This is a genomic window from Saccharopolyspora antibiotica (assembly GCF_047200635.1).
Lineage (GTDB): Bacteria > Actinomycetota > Actinomycetes > Mycobacteriales > Pseudonocardiaceae > Saccharopolyspora_C.
In genome coordinates this window covers 272,696-291,684 of record NZ_JBJZOI010000002.1, presented here as the reverse complement: position 1 = coordinate 291,684, position 18,989 = coordinate 272,696, and the positions used below count along the sequence as shown (strand labels likewise).

Here is an 18,989-nt window from a genome sequence, read left to right as displayed (position 1 = left end):
CCCGCCGCCGCCGGGGGTTCCTCGATGATCGCGTCGGATCGCGCGGTGCGATGCTTGTGGCACCCGCCGCGTGCGCGGCGGCGCCCGCCACGTCGGCGCGATTCCCCACCCCCGAAGCAGAACGATGAGCACACGATCGATGAAACACCTGTTGCGGAATCCGCGGTCGCTGCGGTGGTTCGCCGCGGTGAGCGGGGTGCTGGGCGCCCTGGCCGCCCTGCTGGTGCCGTTCCTGCCGGTGCGCTACGAGATCACCACCCTGCACTGGCCGACCGCCGAGGGCACCCGTGCGGTGTCCGCACCGCTCGCCGCCTACCAACCGATCCGGCTCGACCTCGAGGTGCCCTGCGCCACCGCGCGGGGCCTCGACGCGCGCAGCCCGGAGCCCGCGGTGCTGCTGAGCACCAATCCCCCTCGCGCGGAGTACGGCACCCTCACCGGGATGCGGCTGGAGGTGGCCGACGGGACGCTGCGGCTGATCCAGCAGGGCCAGCAGCTCGGCACCGCGGCGCTGCCCGAAGGCGACTGCGCGATCACCGTGCGCTCGGACGGCGACGCCACCGACGCCGAGCTCGGCGGGGAGCGCTTCGCTCACGCCCCCGGTGACGTGCGCCCGCAGCTGACCGGCATCTACTCCGATGTGGACGGTGCGGTGGACGAGGTGCGCGGGCTGTCGTTCGCGGCCGAGGTGGACAACCGCTACGACAGCCACCCGGCACCGTTGAAGATCGCGGCGATGGTGCTGGCGGTGCTCGGCTGCGCGGGTTCGCTGCTGGCGCTGCACCGGATCGACGCGCTCGCCGGACGGCGCCCGGTGCGCGCCGCGCGCAGGCCGCTGCGGCTGACCGGGCGGGACGCGGTGGTGAGCGCGGCGCTGCTGGCCTGGTGGCTGATCGGCGCGATGACCGCCGACGACGGCTACTTCCTGACGATGGCGCGGGTTCGCGACGACCTGGGCTACGTCAACGACTTCTACCGCTGGTTCTCCGGTCCGATCGCGCCGATGGGCTGGTTCGTGGAACTGCAGGCCCGCTGGGTGGCGATCTCCACCGCGACGCCGTGGATCCGGTTGCCCGCGCTGGGAATGGGCCTGCTGAGCTGGGTGCTCATCAGCCGCTTCGTGCTGCCCCGGCTCGGCCAGCGGGTGCGCCGCAGCCGCGCGGCCGGGTGGGCGGCCGCCGCGGTGTTCCTGGCCTGCTGGCTGCCCTACGACAACGGGCTGCGGCCGGAACCGGTCGTGGTGGTGCTGGCGCTGCTGGCGCTGTGCGCCGTGGAGCGCGCGCTGGCCACCGAGCGCCTCGCGCCCGCGGCGATCGGGCTGATCATCGCCGCGTTCTCGGTGGGCGTGAACCCGCACGGCATGGTCGCGGTGCTGCCGTTCCTGGCCGCGGCCAAGCCGTTGCTGCACCTGGTGCGCCGCCGCGCGGAGCGGTTCGGCTGGATCGCGGTGCTGGCGCCGATCGCCGCGTCCGGACTGGTGCTGCTGGTCGCGGCGTTCTCCGACCAGACCTTCCAGGCGGTCAAGGACGCCACCGAGGTGCGCACCGACATCGGCCCCTCGCAGAGCTGGTACGAGGAGCTGAGCCGCTACGCGCTGCTGTTCGGGCTGTCCCCGGACGGCTCGCTGACCCGCCGCTTCCCGGTGCTGCTGGTGGTGCTGTGCCTCGCGGTCTGCGCGGTGGTGCTGCTGCGGCGCGGCACCATCCGCGGCGCAGCGCTCGGCCCGAGCAGGCGGCTGCTGACCGTGGCGGCGCTGTACTTCGCGGCGCTCGCGCTCACCCCGACCAAGCACACCCACCACTTCGGCGTGCTCGCCGCGGTGGGCGGGGCGGTGGCGGCGCTGGCGGCCCTGGCCACCAGCAGCACCGTGCTGCGGTCCCGGCGCAACCGGGCGGTGTTCTTCGCCGGGCTCATGGTGGTGCTGGCGTTCGCGTTCACCGGCACCAACGCCTGGTGGTACGTCTCGGGCTGGGGGGTGCCGTGGTTCGACAAGCCGCCGTCCATCCGGGGGCACGAGTTCAGCACCGGCTTCCTGCTGATCGCCGCGGGCGCGCTGGTGGTCGCGCTGGTCGAGCACGTCAAGCTGGACGAGCGCAATCCGCCGGTGGCCGTCGAGGAGGACCGCTCCCGGGCGCTGCGGCTGGGCACCGCACCGCTGTCGATCGTGTGCGCGCTGCTCATGCTGGCCGAGCTGGCCTCGCTGGCCAAGGCCATCCCGGAGCGCTGGGACACCTACAACCTCGCCACCGACAACGTCCGCCAGCTCGCCGGGGCGAGCTGCGGGCTGTCGGACTCGGTGTACGTCGAGAACGATCCCGTCGCCGGGATTCTCGCCCCCGCCGAGAACCAGCCCGCCCGGCCGGTCCCCGACGCGGAGCCCGAAGAGGACGAGACGGCGGCCGAGCACCTGCGGGCGGTGGAGACCGGGTTCCGGCCGAACGGGCTGCCGGACGTGCGCGACGTGAACACCGGTGAGGCGATCTGGGCACCACCGCACCGCTTCGGCTCCGAGCGGGCCCCGGTGTGGGGCAGCTACGGCGCCCCGGAGAGCACCGGCACGCTGCGCACCCCCTGGTCCGAGCTGCCGGAGCGGGCCCGCGCCGGCGAGGTCCCGGTGGTGGTCAGCGCCGCCGGGGCGACCTCGGGCGCGAACTCGCTGGCCGTGGAGTTCGGCCGGGGCACCCCGGACGGGTTCGAGATCCTCGCCCGCTCCCCCATCGGGACGGACGGCGAGCCGCGCTGGCACGACCACCGCGTCGCCGCCCCGCCCGAGGCGACCCGGGTGCGGCTCGTCGCGCGGGACCGCGCGCTCGGCGAGGAGGGCTGGATGGCCTTCAGCGCCGCCCGCGCCCCGCACCTGACCCGGATGAGCGACGTGGTCGGGGACGCTCCCGCGTTCGTGGAATGGCCGGCCGCGATGGTGCACCCGTGCCTGGAGATCACCTCGATCCACCACGGCATCGCGGAGCTGCCGCGCTACCGGGTGTCCGGCGGCGGCGACGTGCGCGGCACCGGGCAGGGCTGGTCCTCACCCGACGCCGGCGGCCCCTTCGGCTACCTCAACGTGGCCACGAGCATGGCGGAGCTGCCGACGTACCTGCGCAACGACCTCGACAACGACTGGGGCTCGCTCTACGAGGTGCACCCCTACGAGCCGGACGCGCTGCCCGCCTCCGCCGCGACGCGGACCCGGCGCGAGGAGCACTGGGGCTGGTGGAGCCCGGGGCCGACGCCGAACCCGATCGTGCTGCCCGGTGACGCGCCCGACTCCAACAACCGGGCGGACGTCCAACCCGGGCCTCGGTGATCCACCGGTCGTAGGCTGGTTCCCGGTGGCCCGTTCCGGACGGCGGGCCACCGGGAACCCGAATCGGAAGGAGCACTCGCAGTGACCGACCGCGACGAGTCAGTCGAGCTCAGCCCGACTGACTGGGTCCAGACCCAGACGAAGAGGATCCTGGAGACCGGCACCACCGAGGGCATCGAGGTGAAGGGCTCGCCGATCGTGCTGATGACGTTGCGCGGCGCGAAGAGCGGCAAGCTGCGCTACACGCCGGTGATGCGGGTCGAACACGGCGGGAGCTATGCGGTCGTCGCCTCCAAGGGCGGCGCCCCCGAGCACCCGACCTGGTACTACAACATCAAGGCCCACCCGGAGTTCCTGCTCCAGGACGGCACGACGACCAAGCGGTACGTCGCCCGCGAGGTGGACGGCGCCGAGCGGGACGAGTGGTGGCAGCGCGCGGTGGCGGCCTTCCCGTCCTACGCCGAGTACCAGGAGAGCACCGACCGGCACATCCCGGTCTTCGTCCTCGACCCCAAGTGACCCACCTCGAACGGCCCCGCCCGGCGGCGGGGCCGTTCGGCTGCTGGTCAGCTGCCGGTCAGCTCCGCCAGCAGGCCGCGGACCCGCCGGTCGATCTCGTCCCGGATGGCGCGGACCTCCTCGATCGGCTTCCCCGCCGGATCGGCCAGTTCCCAGTCGAGGGACCGCTGCCCGGGGAAGACGGGACAGGCGTCCCCGCAGCCCATCGTGATCACGACGTCGGCCGCGCCCGCTGCCCCGGTCGTGAGCTTCTTCGGCACCTCCCGCGAGAGGTCGATGCCGAGTTCGAGCATCGCCTCGCACGCGGCGGGGTTGATGGTCTCGGCCGGGTCCGACCCGGCGGAGCGCACGACGACCTCGCCACCCGCGTGGTGGCGCAGCAGCGCGGCGGCCATCTGGGAGCGGCCCGCGTTGTGCACGCAGACGAACAGCACCTCGGGCGTGCCTCCTGGCGAGGTCATCGACCGATCCCCCCTTCCGGTGCCGAGTCCGGCTCGGTGAACCAGCGGCGCGCCGCCAGGGACACGTAGACGAGGGCCACGAGCACCGGGACCTCGATGAGCGGCCCCACGACCCCGGCGAGCGCCTGCCCGCTGGTCACGCCGAACGTGGCGATGGCGACCGCGATCGCGAGTTCGAAGTTGTTCCCCGCCGCGGTGAACGACAGCGTGGCGGACCGTTCGTAGCCCAGCCCGATCGCCTTGCCGAGAGCGAAGGAACCCGCCCACATCACCGCGAAGTAGGCCAGCAGCGGCAGCGCGATCCGCGCCACGTCCACCGGTCGGGCCGTGATCTGCTCGCCCTGCAACGCGAACAGGATCACGATGGTGAACAGCAAGCCGTACAGGGCCACCGGACCGATCCGGGGCAGGAACCGGCTCTCGTACCACTCCCTCCCCTTCGCGCGCTCCCCGAACCTCCGGGTGAGGTACCCGGCCACCAGCGGGATCCCCAGGAAGATCAGTACCGACTTCGCGATCTGCCAGGGCGATGCCTCGATCCCGACGGTGGGCAGTCCGAGCCACCCCGGAAGCACGCTGAGGTAGAACCAGCCGAGCCCGGCGAACGCGACGACCTGGAACACCGAGTTCAGCGCGACCAGCACGGCGGCCGCTTCCCGGTCGCCGCACGCCAGGTCGTTCCAGATGATCACCATCGCGATGCAGCGCGCCAACCCCACGATGATCAGGCCCGTGCGGTACTCCGGCAGGTCCGGGAGGAAGATCCAGGCCAGCGCGAACATCAGCGCCGGACCGAGGATCCAGTTCAGCACCAACGACGAGACCATGAGCCGCTTGTCGCCGGTGACCGCCTCCAGCCGGTCGTAGCGGACCTTGGCCAGGACCGGGTACATCATCACCAGCAGGCCCAGCGCGATCGGCAGCGAGATCCCGTCGAGCCGCACCGCGTTCAGCGCCGGTCCGAGCCCGGGGACCCACCGCCCGGCCGCCAGGCCCGCCAGCATCGCCGCGCCGATCCACACGGGCAGGAACCGGTCCAGCGTCGAGAGCTTCGCGGCGACCGCCGCGCCCTCCCGTTCCCGGGTTTCCGTCATGCCCGCACCACCGCGTCCCCGGCGGGCGCCAGCGACTCCGAGACCAGGTTCAGCGTCTCCGGCCGCACCCGGTAGTACACCCAGGTCCCCCGGCGCTCGCCGTCGATGACTCCCGCTTCCCGGAGGATCTTCAGGTGGTGGGAGATCGTCGGCCCCGACAGCTCGAAGGCACCCGTCAGATCGCACACGCACGCTTCGCCGCCCTCGTGCGAGGCGATCAGCGACAGCAACCGCAGCCGGACCGGCTCGCCGATCGCCTTGAACACCCGAGCCAGCGCCGCGGCCTGCGCCGCTCCGAGCGGTTCCCGCAGCACCGGAGAGCAGCACAGGGCCACGTCCTCCGGCGGCATCTCTTGTTTCGACATTCCTCTATCTTGACGTCCATCAATCCAAGAGGCAAGCTTGGCCGCATCCGATTGCTTCGATGAACTTCTAATCAAGGAGAGATCATGTCGCGGATGCAGCTCGCCCTCCGAGTGGGCGACCTCGAAGGATCGATCGCGTTCTACTCGACGCTGCTCGGCGTCGAGCCGGCCAAGCTGCGACCCGGCTACGCGAACTTCGCCGTGGCCGAACCCCCGCTGAAGCTGGTCCTGCTGGAGGGCGAACCCGGCCAGGACACGGCCCTCGACCACCTCGGGGTCGAAGTGGGCAGCACCGAGGAGGTTCGCGCGGCCACCGACCGGCTCAGCGGGCTCGGGTTGTTCACCGAGGTCGAGGACGACACCACCTGCTGCTACGCCCGGCAGGACAAGGTGTGGGCGCACGGCCCCGGCCGGGAACCGTGGGAGGTCTACGTCGTCAAGGCCGACTCCGAGAGCTTCGGCCCCGACCGGGAGCGGCCCGAGCAGCGCCGCACCGGCGGCGCGCCCGCTTCCTGACCCCCGGCGGAGGCGACCCCGCCCCCGCTCCGCGCCGGAGCCGCGAGCGAACGGCTCGGCGGACCGCGCTCGGCGGCCGAGCCGTTCGCCGCGGCGCTCAGTCGCGGAGGGAGTTCGTCGGCAGCCCCAGCACCTCGACGATGCGACGGGCGGCCGCGCCGACCTGGGCCAGGTCATCGCCGAGCGGGTCGGTGACGAAGTGGCGCACGTCGGCCACGTGACCGGGGGCGGCCTCGGCGAGGTGCGCGCGCCCGGCCTCGGTGATGGTGGCGGTGGTGTGGCGGCGCCCCGCGCCGGTCCGCACGGTCCGCTCGACCCAGCCGCGGTCCTCCAGCCGCGCGACCGCGTGCGACGTGCGCGGCAGCGAGCCGTTGGCCATCTCGGCGATCTCGCTCATCCGCAGCGTTCCCCCTGGGACCATCGACAGCCGCGCCAGGATCATGTAACCGAGCAAGGTCAGGTCGGAGTCCCGCAGCAGCCGGCTCTCCAGCACCCCGGGCAGCACCAGCAGGACCTTCACGATGTTGATCCACGCCGGGCGCTCGTCGTCGTCGAGCCAGCGCACCGGCTCCTCCTCAGCCTCGGACACGTCCAGATCCTCCCTCGAACCGAGCTTGACTTCAACACGCAACTCACTCTAGCTTCTGAGTTGAACACGCAACTCAGAGGAGACCGAGATGACCACCGCCACCCGCCCCGCTTCCGCTCTCGCGCCCCGGCTCGGTCTCGCCGCGATCGCGGCCGCCGCCGTGAACGCCGCGATCGCCCAGATCGCGGGCGCGTTCGACGAGGGCGGCATCGGCATGGGCCTGTCGCCCGCCGCCTACCTGCCCGCCACCGTCGTCGGAATGCTCGTCGGCACCCTCGGCTGGCTGCTGCTGTCCCGGTACGCGCCGAAGGCGCTGCCGGTGGCGGTCCCCGTCGCGCTGGCGCTGAGCCTCGTCCCGGACGCGCTCCTGCTGACCAGCGGCGCGAGCGCGGCGAACGTCATCGGGCTGATGCTCATGCACGCGACCGTCGCGAGCGCCGTCGTGGCCGCCTTCCGCGCCGGGCGCCCCTGAACACCCGCGCAGCGGCGCCGGAATCGCAGGCCCGCGGCATCCCGCGCCGCGCTCAGCCCGCCAGGTAAGCGGCCAGGTGCTGCCCGGTGAGCGTGCCCCGGTCCGCGGCGAGCTCGGCGGGCGTGCCCTCGAAGACGATCCGCCCGCCGTCGTGCCCGGCACCGGGGCCGAGGTCGATGATCCAGTCGGCGTGCGCCACGACGGCGAGGTCGTGCTCGATGACGATCACCGACTTGCCCCCGTCCACCAAGCGGTCCAGCAGCCCGAGCAGCTGCTCGACGTCGGCGAGGTGCAGCCCGGTGGTCGGCTCGTCGAGGACGTAGACGCCGCCCCGCTCGCCCATCCGCGCGGCCAGCTTGAGCCGCTGCCGCTCCCCGCCGGAGAGGGTCGTCAGCGGCTGGCCGAGCCGCAGGTACCCCAGCCCCACGTCCACGAGCCGCCGCAGGATCGCGTGCGCGGCGGGGATCCGGGACTCCCCCGCCGCGAAGAACTCCTCCGCCTCGACGACCGACATGCCCAGCACCTCGCTGATGTCCCGACCGCCGAAGTGGTGGTCCAGCACGGAGTCCGCGAACCGCCGCCCCGCGCACTCCTCGCAGGTGGTGGCGACCCCGGCCATCATCCCCAGGTCCGCGTAGACGACCCCGGCACCCTTGCAGTTCGGGCACGCGCCCTCGGAGTTCGCGCTGAACAGGGCGGGCTTCACGCCGTTGGCCTTGGCGAAGGCCTTGCGGATCGGGTCCAGCAGCCCGGTGCAGGTCGCCGGGTTGCTGCGCCGCGAGCCGCGGATCGGGGTCTGGTCGATGGTGACCACGTCCTCGCCGGTCAACGAGCCGCCCAGCAACGAGCTCTTGCCCGAGCCCGCGACCCCGGTGACCGCGCAGAGCACGCCGAGCGGCACGTCCACGTCGACGTCCCGCAGGTTGTGCGCGTCGGCCCCGCGGATCTCCAGCACCCCGGTGCGGGAGCGCACCTCGTCCTTGAGCCCCACCCGGTCGTCGAGGTGGCGGCCGGTGCGGGTGCCGCTGTCGCGCAGGCCCGCCACCGGGCCCTCGTAGCAGAGGGCGCCGCCCTCCGAGCCGGCTCCGGGGCCGAGCTCGACGACGTGGTCGGCGATCGCGATGGTCTCCGGCTCGTGCTCGACCACGAGCACCGTGTTGCCCTTGTCCCGCAGCCGCAGCAGCAGCTCGTTCATCCGCTGGACGTCGTGCGGGTGCAGCCCGATCGTCGGCTCGTCGAAGACGTAGGTGACATCGGTGAGCGAGGACCCGAGATGCCGGATCATCTTGGTTCGCTGCGCCTCGCCGCCGGAGAGCGTGCCGGAGGGGCGATCCAGGCTCAGGTACCCGAGCCCGATCTCCACGAAGGAGTCGAGGGTGTCGCGCAGCGAGGCCAGCAGCGGCGCCACCGAGGGCTCCTCCAGCGCCCGGACCCACTCCGCGAGATCGCTGATCTGCATCGCGCAGGCGTCGGCGATGCTGATCCCGGCGATCTTCGAGGAGCGCGCCGCCGCGCTGAGCCGGGTGCCCGCGCACTCCGGGCAGCCGGTGAACGTGACCGCGCGATCGACGAACGCCCGGATGTGCGGCTGCATCGCCTCGCGGTCCTTGCTCAGGAACGACTTCCGGATCCGCGGGATCAGGCCCTCGTAGGTGACGTTGACGTCATCGACCTTGATCTTGGTCGCTTCCTTGTGCAGCAGGGCGTCGAGCTCGGTGCCGGTGTAGTCCCGGATCGGCTTGTCCGGGTCCACGAATCCCGAGCCCATGTAGATCCGGCCGTACCAGCCGTCCATGCTGAACCCGGGCACGGTCAGCGCGCCCTGCGCCAGCGACTTGCTGTCGTCGTAGAGCGCCGTCCGGTCGAAGTCCGTGACCGCGCCGCGTCCCTCGCAGTGCGGGCACATGCCGCCCGTGACGCTGAAGCTGCGCCGCTCCTTGACGGTCTTGCCGCCGCGCTCGAAGGAGACCGCCCCGGCCCCGCTGATCGAGGCGACGTTGAACGAGAACGCCTGCGGGGAGCCGATGTGCGGTTCGCCGAGCCTGCTGAACAGGATGCGCAGCAGCGCACCGGTGTCGGTGGCGGTACCGACCGTCGAGCGGGTGTCGGCGCCCATCCGCTCCTGGTCGACGACGATCGCGGTGGTGAGACCGCCGAGGACGTCGACGTCGGGCCGGGCGAGCGTGGGCATGAATCCCTGCAGGAACGCGCTGTAGGTCTCGTTGATCATGCGCTGGGACTCGGCGGCGATGGTGCCGAACACCAGCGAGCTCTTGCCCGAACCGGAGACCCCGGTGAACACGGTGAGCCTGCGCTTCGGGATCTCCAGGCTGATGTCGCGCAGGTTGTTCTCCCGCGCGCCCCGCACGCGCAGCGCGTCGTGGCCGTCGGCGGCGTGGCGCGCGGGCTGGCGTGCCTCCGCGTTCGAGGTGGCGCTCATGGTTGTCTCCCTGTGCCGCGCGGCCCGAACGCCGCGATTTCTCCGGACCCGCGCGCACGCGGCCGGACCCCACGGCGTTCGAGCTTAGCCGCGCCCCACGACGGCCCGGACGGATTCGAACAGGCTCCCGGTACCCGCGCCCGGAACGCGGTGGGCGCGGGCGCCATCGACCGATGCCGGCAGCAGCGCGACGCGCCCGCGGTTGTCGATCATCGCGCCGGAATGCCGTGCGCGCGCACGCCACTATCGTGGGAGGTGGCGCCGAGAACGAAGCGTTGGGGAGCACCCACCACGAGGAGGCCGCCATGCGGATGCCCGCTGTCACCGAGTGCACGGCCGAGAGCTGTGCCTACAACGACCACCACACCTGTCACGCACTGGCGATCACGGTGGGGCAGCGCTCCCACGCCGAGTGCGACACCTTCACCACCGCCGGTTCGCACGGCGGCGATCCCACCGCCACCGGTCACGTCGGCGCGTGCACCATGTCGGACTGCCGGCACAACGTGGACCTGGAGTGCCAGGCCTCGGCGATCGCGCTCGGCGCGCAGCGCGACGGCGTGGACTGCCTGACCTACCAGCCCTCGTGAGCGCGGCCCGGGCCCGCGGGCCCGGCGACCCGAGGAGGCCGCGATGAGCGAGACCGGCGGCGTCGTGGTCGGCATCGACGGCTCCGGCACGGCGCGGGAAGCGGTGAAGTGGGCCGTCCGGGAAGCCGTGCGCCGGGGCGTCCCGCTGCGGATCGTCTACGCCGACGTGTTCGCCTCCGCCGCCGCCCGCACGGACGCGCACCAGCCGGAGTACAGCGGGACCTTCCGGACCGAGGTCAGGCGGCTGCTCACCGAGGCGGCGGAGGCAGCGGCGCTGGAGCGCCCGGCGGCGGCCGTGCGGACCGCCGCCGTACCGGGCTCCCCGGCCTCGGTGCTCATGGCTGAGTCGCGCGCGGCCGCGGTGGTGGTCGTGGGTGACCGCGGCCTCGGCGGGTTCACCGGGTTGCTGGCAGGTTCCGTGGCGACCGCCGTCGCCGCGCACGCGCACACCACCACGGTCGTGGTGCGCGGCAGCGGAGCCGGGAACCCGACGGGGCCGGTGATCGTGGGGGTGGACGGCTCACCGCAGTCGGACGCGCTGCTCGCGCACGGGTTCGAGCAGGCGGCCGCGCACGAGGTGCCGCTGCACGTGGTGCACACCTGGCACCTGGTCGGCGTCCACGCCGGGTGGCTGCGCGCCGGGCTGGACGCGGAGCAGATCCGGGCCGGGGAGGACCGGCTGATGGCCGAGCTGCTGAGCGGCTGGAGCGAGCGGCATCCCGACGTGGAGGTGCACCGCTTCGTGGAGCGGGCCTCGCCCGCGGCGGAACTGCTCCGGCGGGCGGCGGGCGCCCGGCTGGTGGTGACCGGGGCGCGCGGACGCGGTGGCTTCACCGGGTTGCTGCTCGGGTCGACCAGCCAGGCGCTGATCCACCACGCGCCCTGCCCGGTGCTGGTGGCGCGCACGCCGAAGGGATGAGCTGGGGGCGGAGTCACCGCCCGGCCGAGTCAACGGTGGTTGACCTACATCGGAGCCGAGGATAGCTTCCAAGTCACCATGTGTTGACTTAATGGCGCCGTCGCTACGCCCCGCGGCCGGGACCGCGATGCGAGAGCCCGGGGGCGCCACGAGGAAGGACCCCTCCCATGACCGTGCGCGCCATCCAGATCGGTCTGCACCCCGACGTCGTCGACTACGACTCCCCCGAGTTCGCCCGGTTCCCCGGGCTCTCCGGGGAGACGCTGCGAGCCGCCCACGAGCGCAACATCGCGCAGCTGCGCGAGTGGGGATACGAGGTGGAGGGCTGCCAGATCGACCTCGGGGACACCGCGCTCGACGTGGTCCGCCAGCGGCTCGCCGCGTCCCACTTCGACGCGGTCCTCATCGGAGCGGGGGTGCGGCTCGCGGCCAGCAACACCGACCTGTTCGAGGCCCTGGTGAACCTGGTCCACGTCGAGCTCCCGCACGCCCGGTTCATCTTCAGCCGCACCGCGAAGGCCACCCCGGAGGACATCCGGCGCTGGTTCCCGCACCCGGAGGGCGCGACGATCGCCTGAGCCGCGCGCGGCCGAGCGATCCTCCGGGGACGCGAGCCGGTCACCTCAGCGGAGGCCGACGTGCGCGCGCCGCGACGGCAGGCGGCGCGGCCCCGTTCGCGAGGTGCTCCGGGCGCGGCCCCGGGACGACCGGGGAGCGGAGCGGGGGTGCGCGAGCGGCCGGGCCGGCCGCCGCACCGCGCGCGGCGCCGCCCGGGGGCGCCGCGCGGGCATCAGGTGCTCGTCACGCGCCGGTCGTGCCGACGCGGCGGCGAAAGATCCCCGCGGTGCCCTGGTAGGCCAGGCCGAGCGCCGTCGCCTGCACCAGCGCCGCGACCACGACCCCGATCCAGGGCAGCGGGCCGGGCAGGCCCAGGAACAGCAGCGAGGTCGGTGCGGTCACCAGCAGACCCCACACCCCGGAGAGGGTGGCGTCCGCGTGTTCGACCAGGGTCACGTCCAGCGCGACCCAGATCCACACCGCGGCCACCAGCGCGAGGTAGCCCAGCGACACCGGGTTGAGCAGGTAGCGGCGGAAGGCGGGCGCCTGGAGCGGCGAAGAAGCGGACACGTCGAACCTCCTGGAACGCAACGTCTTGCAAGTTCCATGATCGTCGCGTGGAGTCCGCCGCGCCTGAGTAGTCGTACTCGGATCCGGGGGCGGATGCTGCTCCCCGGTCGACGAGCGCGCCGGTTCGGCGTCGGGCGGGATCAGCCGAGGGGCTTGCGACCGACGCCCGCCCAGATGCCCGACTCCTCCGGCGCCGCGAAGCCCAGGTCCACGGAGTGGTTCGGGCTGCGGTCCTCCGGATGCCACTCCGAGGTCCAGGCCATCCCCGGTTCCATCAGCTCGAAGTCGCCGAACAACTGGCGGATCTCCTCGCGGCGCCGCCAGATCACCGGGCTGGAGGAGCGGTCGTACATCTCCTTGATCCCCGCCAGCTTGCCCTTCATCTCCGGCAGCACGCCGTCGTCGGTGATGTGCGAGATGACCAGGTAGGAGCCGGCGGGCAGCAGCTCGCGGTAGCGCGCCACCACCTGCTCGGAGATGTCCCGGCCCCTCTTGTCGGGCTGCTCGACGTGCAGCACCGCCACCAGCAGCACCGCGATGGGCTTGTCCAGGTCGAGCACCCCGGTCTCCAACGACCGCTGCCAGAGCTTGTCCGGGTTGCGCAGGTCGGCGTTCACGGCGGCGTGCCGCCGCGAGTCGCCGTGCTCGTCCAGCAGGACCTTGGAGTGCGCCACGGCGACCGGTTCGTGGTCGATGTAGACCACCCGGGAGTCGGGCTCGACCTCCTCGGCGACCGAGTGCGTGTTGCCCATCGTGGGCACGCCGGAGCCGATGTCGACGAACTGGTGCACCCCGTGCGCCACCAGGCGGCGCACCGCCCGGTGCAGGAACAGCCGGTTGCTGATGGCGATCGGGCGCAGCAGCGGGTACTTGTCGATGACGCTCTGCCCGAAGGCGCGGTCGATCGCCCAGTTCGCCTTGCCACCGAGGTACCAGTCGTACACGCGCGCCACGCTCGGCCGGGTCAGGTCCGCTACCTGGTACGGGAACGGGTCCCGGTCCGAGTTGCTCATCGGGATGTCTTCCTGTCGCGGCGACGTGATCGTACTCAGCGCATCGTAGTACTCCATGAGCTGAACGTGACCAGAGGTTGCGGTACCGAGATCATCCCGCCAGCAGTTCCTGCGCGACCAGCGCGCCCCGCAGCGCGAGGTGGTCCCGCCAGGGCGCGGCGGTCAGCTGCAGGCCCACCGGCATCCCGGAGCCCGGGTGGAGCCCGCAGGGGACGCTGACCGAGGGCCCGCCGTACATCGACCAGGCGTAGGTGAAGCGGGCGATGGACCGCGTGGAGTCCGCGAGGTCGACCGCGTCCCGGCGCGGGACGTCCACCGGGATCGTCGGGGTCACCAGGACGTCCACCTCGTCGAACAACCCGTGCACGTCCCGCTGGAACTCGCGGCGCCACCGCCGGCCGCGCTCCCCGCGCTCCGGCGGGACCTCGTGCCCGAGCCGGATCCGGCGCAGCACGTCCGGATCGATCGTCCCGGGCCGGTCCCGCACCCGGTCGGCGTGCACGGCGGCGGCCTCCGGGTACATCACGTCGAGCATCCGCGCCTGGGCGAGCTCGACGCCCGGCACCCGCAGCTCGCGCACGGCTCCGCAGGCGCGGCCCAGCGCGTCCACCGCGGCCCGGACCACCTCGGCGACCCCGGGATCGACGTCGTCGAAGAAGAAGTTCACCGGCACGCCGACGCGCAGCCCGGCCGGACCGTCCGCGAGCGCGGACTCCACCGGGATCCGCTCGGCGCGCACCGAGGCCGGGTCCGCGGGGTCCCAGCGATCGAGCACCGCGAGCACCGCCGCCGCCGTGCGCACGTCGCGGGCGAGGGGGGTCACGGTGTCGAAGGAGGTGCTGACGGGGAACACGCCCGCGTTCGACACCCGCCCGAGGGTCGGGCGGACGCCGACGATCCCGTTGACGGCGGCCGGAACCCGGCCCGAGCCGCCGGTGTCGGTGCCCAGCGAGACCGCGCTGATCCCGGCCGCCACCGAGACCGCCGAACCGCTGCTGGACCCGCCGGAGATCCGCGTCTCGTCCACCGCGTTGCGGCAGTCGCCGAAGGTCGCGTTGCGGCCCACGACGCCCATCGCGAACTCGGCCAGGTTGGCCTTGCCCAGCACCACCGCGCCCGCCTCGCGCAGCAGCCGGGTCACCGCCGCGTCGGCCGGGGCCGGCCCGGTGGCGTGGTGGCGGGTGCCCGCCGTGGTGGGCACGCCCGCGACGTCGATGTTGTCCTTGATCGTCGCGGTGAGCCCGTGCAGCGGGCCGGGCGGTCCGGTCGCCGCGTCCAGCAGGTCGGCCTCGCGCAACGCCTCGGCGTCCCTGGTGCTGATCAGCGCGTGCAGCCGCGGGTTCTCCGCCGCCGCCCGGTCCAGTCCCGCCCGCACCCGATCTCGAACCGCTCCCACGGCGTCTCTCCTCGTCCGGGGGCCGGTGGGCGCTTCCCGCCCACCGGCCCGGTCTCGATCCGCGTTCAGCCCGCGTGCGCGGCGCGCAGACGTTCGGTTCCCCGCTGGTCGACCGCGCCCGCCGCGACGTCGACGACGACGCCGTAGTGCTCGCGAGCGTCCTCGGCGGAGACGAAGTCGTCCAGCACGTCGTCGAGCACCGCCGCCGGGTCCCGCAGGAACGGGTCGCCGTAACCGCCGCCGGAGGGCAGCTTGATCTCCAGGGTGTCGCCCGCCGCGCACTTCTCCTGCGTCACCTTGGAGTGCATCGCCTCCTCCGCCGGGGTTCCGGCGTTGCGGGTGAACGATCCGGCGCGACCGTCGTGCCCGCCCTCCAGGCCCTTCGGCGGGTCCGTGCGGTTGTCCGCCTCGGAGCCGATGAAGGTGTCGGTGAGCATCCGCCACTTCCGCACGCTGCCCAGGCCGCCCCGGTACCGGCCGGGCGCGGGGGGCTCGTCGCGCAGCTCGTAGCGCTCGGCGATCATCGCGTGGTTGAGCTCCAGCTCCTCGATGGGGTTGTTGCGGGTGTTGGCCATGAGCGAGTCGACGCAGTCCAGCCCGTCCTTGCCGTTGCGCCCGCCGTAGGAACCCTCGTTGATCTCGATGTAGACCCAGTACGACTTCCCGTCGGCGGCGAGACCGGAGTAGGCGATCGCGCACAGCGCCGCCGAGGACCCCGCCACCGCCCGGTCCGGGAGCACGTCGGCCAGCGCCAGGTTGATCGAATCGAAGATCCGGTTGATCTGCGAGAACCGCGCGAAGCAGGACGCCGGGAAGTTCGGGTTGAACAGCGTCCCCTCCGGCGCGTAGGCCTTCGCCGGGCGGAAGCAGCCGTCGTTCTGCGGCACGAACTCCTCGGTCAGCGCCTCGTCCAGCAGCAGCGTGCGCACCGCGGAGGCGACGGTCGGCAGCACCGAACCCTCGAACGGGACGTTGAACGCCGTCGGCACCTGGTCGTTCGAGCCGGTGAGGTCGACGATCACGTCGTCGTCCTCGATCTTCACCGTCACGGCCACCTTGAGCGGGACGTCCCGGTTCTTGCCGTCGTCGTCCAGGTAGGAGGCCGGGGCCTCGTACTCCCCGTCCGGGATCTCCCGGATCCGGCGGCGCAGCATGTCCTCCGAGTAGTCCATCCACTTCTCGGACGCCGACATCACCACGTCCAGCCCGTAGCGCTCCAGCAGCTCCAGGAACCGCCGCTCGCCGAGCCGCGCGCAGGCGATGAGGGCTTCGAGGTCGCCCGCGTTCTGCTCCGGGGTGCGGACGTTGTCCAGGATGTGCTGGATCAGCGCCTCGTTGCGCACCCCGGCGTCGTAGATCTTCGCCGCGTCCATCAGCTTGCCCTCGGCCCAGACGTCCACGACGTCCATGCACAGCCCCGGGAAGTTCCCGCCGATGTCGGACACGTGCCCGGTGCAGCCCGCGAAGCCGATGTGCTCGCCGCCGAAGAAGATCGGGATCATGATCCCGTAGTCCGGCGAGTGCGCCGCCCCGTGGTAGGGGTGGTTGTGCAGCACCACGTCCCCCGGCCGGTAGGTCCCGGCCAGCTTGCGGTCGATGCCGCGGATGTAGGCGGGGATCGAACCGCAGTGCATCGGGGTGGAGTCCGATTCGCACAGCTCCCGGCCGTGCGCGTCGAAGATCCCGGCGCCGAGGTCCTCCGATTCCCGGATCAGGCTGGAGTAGGCCATCCGGTAGAGGATCTGGGCCATCTCCTTGGCGATGCTGTTGAGCGCGCCGCCGATCACCCGCAGCGTGATCGGATCGACTTCGACGGTGGTGAAGTTGCGGGGCGCGGTCCCGGCCAGGGAGACGCCTGCGGGGTCGAGCGCGGTCATCGCTGGTCTCCTTCGCTGCCCGCGGCGGTGTCGATGATGATGTGGCCGACGCGGTCGATGGTGGCGGTCTGCTGCGGGCCCACGACGGTGGTGGAGTCGAACTGCTCGATGATCGCGGGGCCGGTCAGGGTGTTGCCCGCCCGCAGCGCCGACCGGTCGTAGACGGGGGTGGCGAAGGTCTTCGGCTGGTTGTCCGGGGTCCAGAACAGCGCCTCGGTCGTCGTCTTGATCGCCGCCGAGGCGTCCGGGCCGCCGGTCTCGACCTCGGCCAGCGGGACGTGCCCGACGCGGCCGATCGCGGCGACCCGCACGTTGACCACGTGCACCGGCTTGTCGTCGAAGCGCTGCGAGTAGGTCCGCTCGTGCACCTGGTGGAAGGCGTCGGCGGCCGCGGCCATCCAGGCCTCGTCGATCCGGCCGGGCGGAGCCGGCACCCGCAGCTCGTAGCCCTGGCCGAGGTAGCGGCAGTCGAGGCTGCGCTCCAGGACGATCTCCTCGGGGTCCAGGCCGTCCCCGGCGAGCTGCTCGACCGCCTGCGCGCCGAGGCGGTCGAACTCGGCGGAGATCCGCTCCAGGTCGGGGTCGTCCGAGGAGGTCCACACCGTCGCGGGCGTCTCCACCCGGATGTCGGTGCTGAGCAGGCCCATCGCCGAGGCGATGCCGGGGTGGTGCGGCACGATCACGCGCGGCACCCGCAACTGCTCGGCGATGTGCCAGGCGTACAGCGGCCCGGCTCCGCCCTCGGCGACGAGGGAGAAGTCGCGCGGGTCGTAGCCCTTGCGCACCGAGTGCAGGCTGATCGCCTCGGTCATGGCGTGCGCCAGGATCTGGAAGATCCCGATCGCGGCCTGCTCCACCGAGGTGTCCAGGCGACCGGCGATGTGCTCGTCGATCGCCTTGGTCGCCAGCGCCGGTTCGACGTGCATCGAGCCGGACAGGAAGCTGTCCGCGCGCAGCCAGCCCATCGCCACCATCGCGTCGGTGCTGGTCGGCTCGGTGCCGCCGCGCGCGTAGCAGGCCGGGCCGGGGGTGGCCCCGGCGCTGCGCGGGCCGACGCGGAACATCCCGCCCGCGTCGACGAAGGCGATCGACCCGCCACCGGCGCCGATCGTGTCGACCTCGGCCATCGGCACCATCGCGTGGTAGTCGCCGATGCGGGTGTCCAGCAGGTGCTTCATCCGCAGCTTGCCGTCCGGCGCCACGCCGATGTCGGCCGAGGTCCCGCCCACGTCGAGGGTGATCACGCTCGGGAAGCCGGAGGCCGCGCCGATCGCGCACCCGCCGAGCAGGCCCGCGACCACGCCGCTGGTCAGCAGCAGCACCGGGTTGTCCGCCGCGCGGCGCGAGGAGATCAGCCCGCCCGCGGAGGTCATCAGCCGGATGTCACCGCGCACCCCGGCCTCGCGCGTGGTCTCGGCGAGGTTGTCGATGTAGCCGGACACCTTGGGGCCGACGAACGCGTTGAGCGCGGTGGTGGAGAACCGCTCGTACTCCCGGTACTGCGGGGCGACCTCGCTGGAGAGCGAGACGAACATCCCCGGGCACTCCTGCTCGACGATCTCCTTCACCGCCTGCTCGTGGGCGGGGTTGCGGTAGGCGTGCAGGAAGCACACGGCGATGGCCCGCACCCCGCTGTCCCGCAGCGCGCGCACCTGCTCCCGGGCCGCGTCGAGGTCCAGCGGCACCAGCACCTCACCGGCGGAATCGATCCGCTCCGGCACGACCCGCCGGTTGCGGCGGCGCACCAGCTGCCACTTCTGCCACGGCAGGTCCTGGTAGGAGGAGTAGTTCAGCGGCCGCTTCTTGCGGGCGATGTGCAGGACGTCGCGGAAGCCCTCGGTGGTGATGAGCCCGACGTCGGCCCCGTTGTGCTCCAGCACGATGTTGGTGGCGACCGTGGTCCCGTGCAGGAACTGGTCGAGGTCGCGCACGGAGATGCCGATCCGCTCGGCTAGCTGCCGGACGCCGTCCACGGTGGCCAGGGAGGGGTCCTGGGGCGTGGACGGGACCTTGTGCACGGCGACCGAGCCGTCCTCGTCCCAGTACATGAGGTCGGTGAAGGTGCCACCGACGTCCACTCCGATGCGTTTCATCGCCTGGTCTTCTCCTCGTCGTCGGACGGCGCTGTCCCGCGCGGGAGGGCTCCGGGCTGTGCGGCCGGGCGGTTCCCGCGGCGCCGGAGTGCGACCTGAATCACCCTCCGACCGGGCCGAAGTATGCGGGTCGAACGGCCCCGGAGGCAATACATCGGACATTTTTGGATCCCTGCTTCCGGAGCACTCCGCTGAGCCATCCGCCGATTC

Annotated in this window: 17 protein-coding genes; 7 read left to right on the top strand and 10 right to left on the bottom strand. The window is 72.6% G+C overall.

Annotated features, from left to right (window positions below; all coding sequences use genetic code 11):
* Positions 1 to 139: 139 nt before the first annotated feature.
* Both ACL03H_RS02205 and ACL03H_RS02200 read left to right on the top strand, forming a co-directional pair.
* Positions 140 to 3,307, top strand: a complete 3,168-nt coding sequence (locus tag ACL03H_RS02205) for an arabinosyltransferase domain-containing protein (RefSeq protein WP_412809327.1) — start codon at positions 140 to 142, stop codon at positions 3,305 to 3,307.
* 81 nt (positions 3,308 to 3,388) lie between these two features.
* Positions 3,389 to 3,826, top strand: a complete 438-nt coding sequence (locus tag ACL03H_RS02200) for a nitroreductase family deazaflavin-dependent oxidoreductase (protein ID WP_412809326.1) — start codon at positions 3,389 to 3,391, stop codon at positions 3,824 to 3,826.
* Positions 3,827 to 3,873: 47 nt separating this feature from the next.
* Here the strand turns inward: ACL03H_RS02200 and ACL03H_RS02195 are convergent, their stop codons facing one another.
* From ACL03H_RS02195 to ACL03H_RS02185, 3 genes are read right to left on the bottom strand one after another with little or no spacing between them, the layout of a single operon-like run.
* Positions 3,874 to 4,287: an arsenate reductase ArsC gene (locus ACL03H_RS02195; RefSeq protein ID WP_412809325.1), complete on the bottom strand. Its 414-nt coding sequence runs from the start codon at positions 4,285 to 4,287 to the stop codon at positions 3,874 to 3,876.
* The gene (gene arsB, locus ACL03H_RS02190; RefSeq protein ID WP_412809324.1) at positions 4,284 to 5,381 is read right to left on the bottom strand and encodes an ACR3 family arsenite efflux transporter; all 1,098 of its coding nucleotides are present in this window, start codon (positions 5,379 to 5,381) and stop codon (positions 4,284 to 4,286) included. The genes ACL03H_RS02195 and arsB overlap by 4 nt, the downstream gene beginning before the upstream one ends.
* A complete protein-coding gene (locus ACL03H_RS02185; protein WP_412809323.1) occupies positions 5,378 to 5,746 on the bottom strand; it encodes an ArsR/SmtB family transcription factor in 369 nt (122 codons plus the stop codon). Before ACL03H_RS02185 ends, arsB begins: the two co-directional genes overlap by 4 nt.
* 84 nt (positions 5,747 to 5,830) lie before the next feature.
* Between ACL03H_RS02185 and ACL03H_RS02180 the strand changes: the two genes are divergently transcribed.
* Positions 5,831 to 6,262, top strand: coding sequence for an ArsI/CadI family heavy metal resistance metalloenzyme (locus ACL03H_RS02180; RefSeq protein ID WP_412809322.1), 432 nt, complete (start codon positions 5,831 to 5,833; stop codon positions 6,260 to 6,262).
* A 97-nt stretch (positions 6,263 to 6,359) separates the two neighbouring features.
* On the opposite strand, the gene ACL03H_RS02175 is transcribed toward ACL03H_RS02180, so the two are convergent.
* Positions 6,360 to 6,851 (bottom strand): MarR family winged helix-turn-helix transcriptional regulator, encoded by a 492-nt coding sequence (locus ACL03H_RS02175; protein WP_412809321.1) that lies wholly within the window; start codon positions 6,849 to 6,851, stop codon positions 6,360 to 6,362.
* An 88-nt stretch (positions 6,852 to 6,939) separates the two neighbouring features.
* Here ACL03H_RS02175 and ACL03H_RS02170 point away from each other — a divergent pair, with 88 nt between their 5' ends.
* Complete coding sequence (locus ACL03H_RS02170; RefSeq protein WP_412809320.1) at positions 6,940 to 7,323, top strand: DUF6069 family protein; 384 nt, start codon at positions 6,940 to 6,942, stop codon at positions 7,321 to 7,323.
* Between the two features lie 52 nt (positions 7,324 to 7,375).
* On the opposite strand, the gene ACL03H_RS02165 is transcribed toward ACL03H_RS02170, so the two are convergent.
* Entirely contained in the window at positions 7,376 to 9,763 is a 2,388-nt protein-coding gene (locus ACL03H_RS02165; RefSeq protein ID WP_412809319.1) for an ATP-binding cassette domain-containing protein, read from the bottom strand.
* 305 nt (positions 9,764 to 10,068) lie between these two features.
* Here ACL03H_RS02165 and ACL03H_RS02160 point away from each other — a divergent pair, with 305 nt between their 5' ends.
* The 3 genes from ACL03H_RS02160 to ACL03H_RS02150 all read left to right on the top strand — a co-directional run bounded on the left by ACL03H_RS02160 (position 10,069) and on the right by ACL03H_RS02150 (position 11,850).
* A complete protein-coding gene (locus ACL03H_RS02160) occupies positions 10,069 to 10,353 on the top strand; it encodes a DUF1540 domain-containing protein (RefSeq protein WP_412809318.1) in 285 nt (94 codons plus the stop codon).
* A gap of 43 nt (positions 10,354 to 10,396) precedes the next feature.
* A complete protein-coding gene (locus tag ACL03H_RS02155; RefSeq protein ID WP_412809317.1) occupies positions 10,397 to 11,272 on the top strand; it encodes a universal stress protein in 876 nt (291 codons plus the stop codon).
* A gap of 167 nt (positions 11,273 to 11,439) precedes the next feature.
* Complete coding sequence (locus tag ACL03H_RS02150; protein ID WP_412809316.1) at positions 11,440 to 11,850, top strand: hypothetical protein; 411 nt, start codon at positions 11,440 to 11,442, stop codon at positions 11,848 to 11,850.
* 223 nt (positions 11,851 to 12,073) lie between these two features.
* On the opposite strand, the gene ACL03H_RS02145 is transcribed toward ACL03H_RS02150, so the two are convergent.
* The 5 genes from ACL03H_RS02145 to ACL03H_RS02125 all read right to left on the bottom strand — a co-directional run bounded on the left by ACL03H_RS02145 (position 12,074) and on the right by ACL03H_RS02125 (position 18,779).
* A complete protein-coding gene (locus tag ACL03H_RS02145; RefSeq protein WP_412809315.1) occupies positions 12,074 to 12,400 on the bottom strand; it encodes an SCO4225 family membrane protein in 327 nt (108 codons plus the stop codon).
* A gap of 140 nt (positions 12,401 to 12,540) precedes the next feature.
* The gene (locus ACL03H_RS02140; RefSeq protein ID WP_412809314.1) at positions 12,541 to 13,413 is read right to left on the bottom strand and encodes an SAM-dependent methyltransferase; all 873 of its coding nucleotides are present in this window, start codon (positions 13,411 to 13,413) and stop codon (positions 12,541 to 12,543) included.
* 91 nt (positions 13,414 to 13,504) lie between these two features.
* Positions 13,505 to 14,809: an amidase gene (locus tag ACL03H_RS02135; RefSeq protein WP_412809313.1), complete on the bottom strand. Its 1,305-nt coding sequence runs from the start codon at positions 14,807 to 14,809 to the stop codon at positions 13,505 to 13,507.
* Between the two features lie 65 nt (positions 14,810 to 14,874).
* Positions 14,875 to 16,686 (bottom strand): hydantoinase B/oxoprolinase family protein, encoded by a 1,812-nt coding sequence (locus tag ACL03H_RS02130; protein ID WP_412809312.1) that lies wholly within the window; start codon positions 16,684 to 16,686, stop codon positions 14,875 to 14,877.
* Positions 16,683 to 18,779, bottom strand: a complete 2,097-nt coding sequence (locus tag ACL03H_RS02125; protein WP_412809311.1) for a hydantoinase/oxoprolinase family protein — start codon at positions 18,777 to 18,779, stop codon at positions 16,683 to 16,685. The genes ACL03H_RS02130 and ACL03H_RS02125 overlap by 4 nt, the downstream gene beginning before the upstream one ends.
* Positions 18,780 to 18,989: the final 210 nt, after the last annotated feature.

Excerpts from the sequence above, each read along its gene's own strand:
- ACL03H_RS02205 (WP_412809327.1), top strand. The coding sequence starts at position 140 with ATGAAACACCTGTTGCGGAATCCGCGGTCGCTGCGGTGGTTCGCCGCG.
- ACL03H_RS02195 (WP_412809325.1), bottom strand. The coding sequence starts at position 4,287 with ATGACCTCGCCAGGAGGCACGCCCGAGGTGCTGTTCGTCTGCGTGCAC.
- arsB (WP_412809324.1), bottom strand. The coding sequence starts at position 5,381 with ATGACGGAAACCCGGGAACGGGAGGGCGCGGCGGTCGCCGCGAAGCTC.
- ACL03H_RS02185 (WP_412809323.1), bottom strand. The coding sequence starts at position 5,746 with ATGTCGAAACAAGAGATGCCGCCGGAGGACGTGGCCCTGTGCTGCTCT.
- ACL03H_RS02180 (WP_412809322.1), top strand. The coding sequence starts at position 5,831 with ATGTCGCGGATGCAGCTCGCCCTCCGAGTGGGCGACCTCGAAGGATCG.
- ACL03H_RS02170 (WP_412809320.1), top strand. The coding sequence starts at position 6,940 with ATGACCACCGCCACCCGCCCCGCTTCCGCTCTCGCGCCCCGGCTCGGT.
- ACL03H_RS02165 (WP_412809319.1), bottom strand. The coding sequence starts at position 9,763 with ATGAGCGCCACCTCGAACGCGGAGGCACGCCAGCCCGCGCGCCACGCC.
- ACL03H_RS02160 (WP_412809318.1), top strand. The coding sequence starts at position 10,069 with ATGCGGATGCCCGCTGTCACCGAGTGCACGGCCGAGAGCTGTGCCTAC.
- ACL03H_RS02155 (WP_412809317.1), top strand. The coding sequence starts at position 10,397 with ATGAGCGAGACCGGCGGCGTCGTGGTCGGCATCGACGGCTCCGGCACG.
- ACL03H_RS02150 (WP_412809316.1), top strand. The coding sequence starts at position 11,440 with ATGACCGTGCGCGCCATCCAGATCGGTCTGCACCCCGACGTCGTCGAC.
- ACL03H_RS02140 (WP_412809314.1), bottom strand. The coding sequence starts at position 13,413 with ATGAGCAACTCGGACCGGGACCCGTTCCCGTACCAGGTAGCGGACCTG.
- ACL03H_RS02130 (WP_412809312.1), bottom strand. The coding sequence starts at position 16,686 with ATGACCGCGCTCGACCCCGCAGGCGTCTCCCTGGCCGGGACCGCGCCC.
- ACL03H_RS02125 (WP_412809311.1), bottom strand. The coding sequence starts at position 18,779 with ATGAAACGCATCGGAGTGGACGTCGGTGGCACCTTCACCGACCTCATG.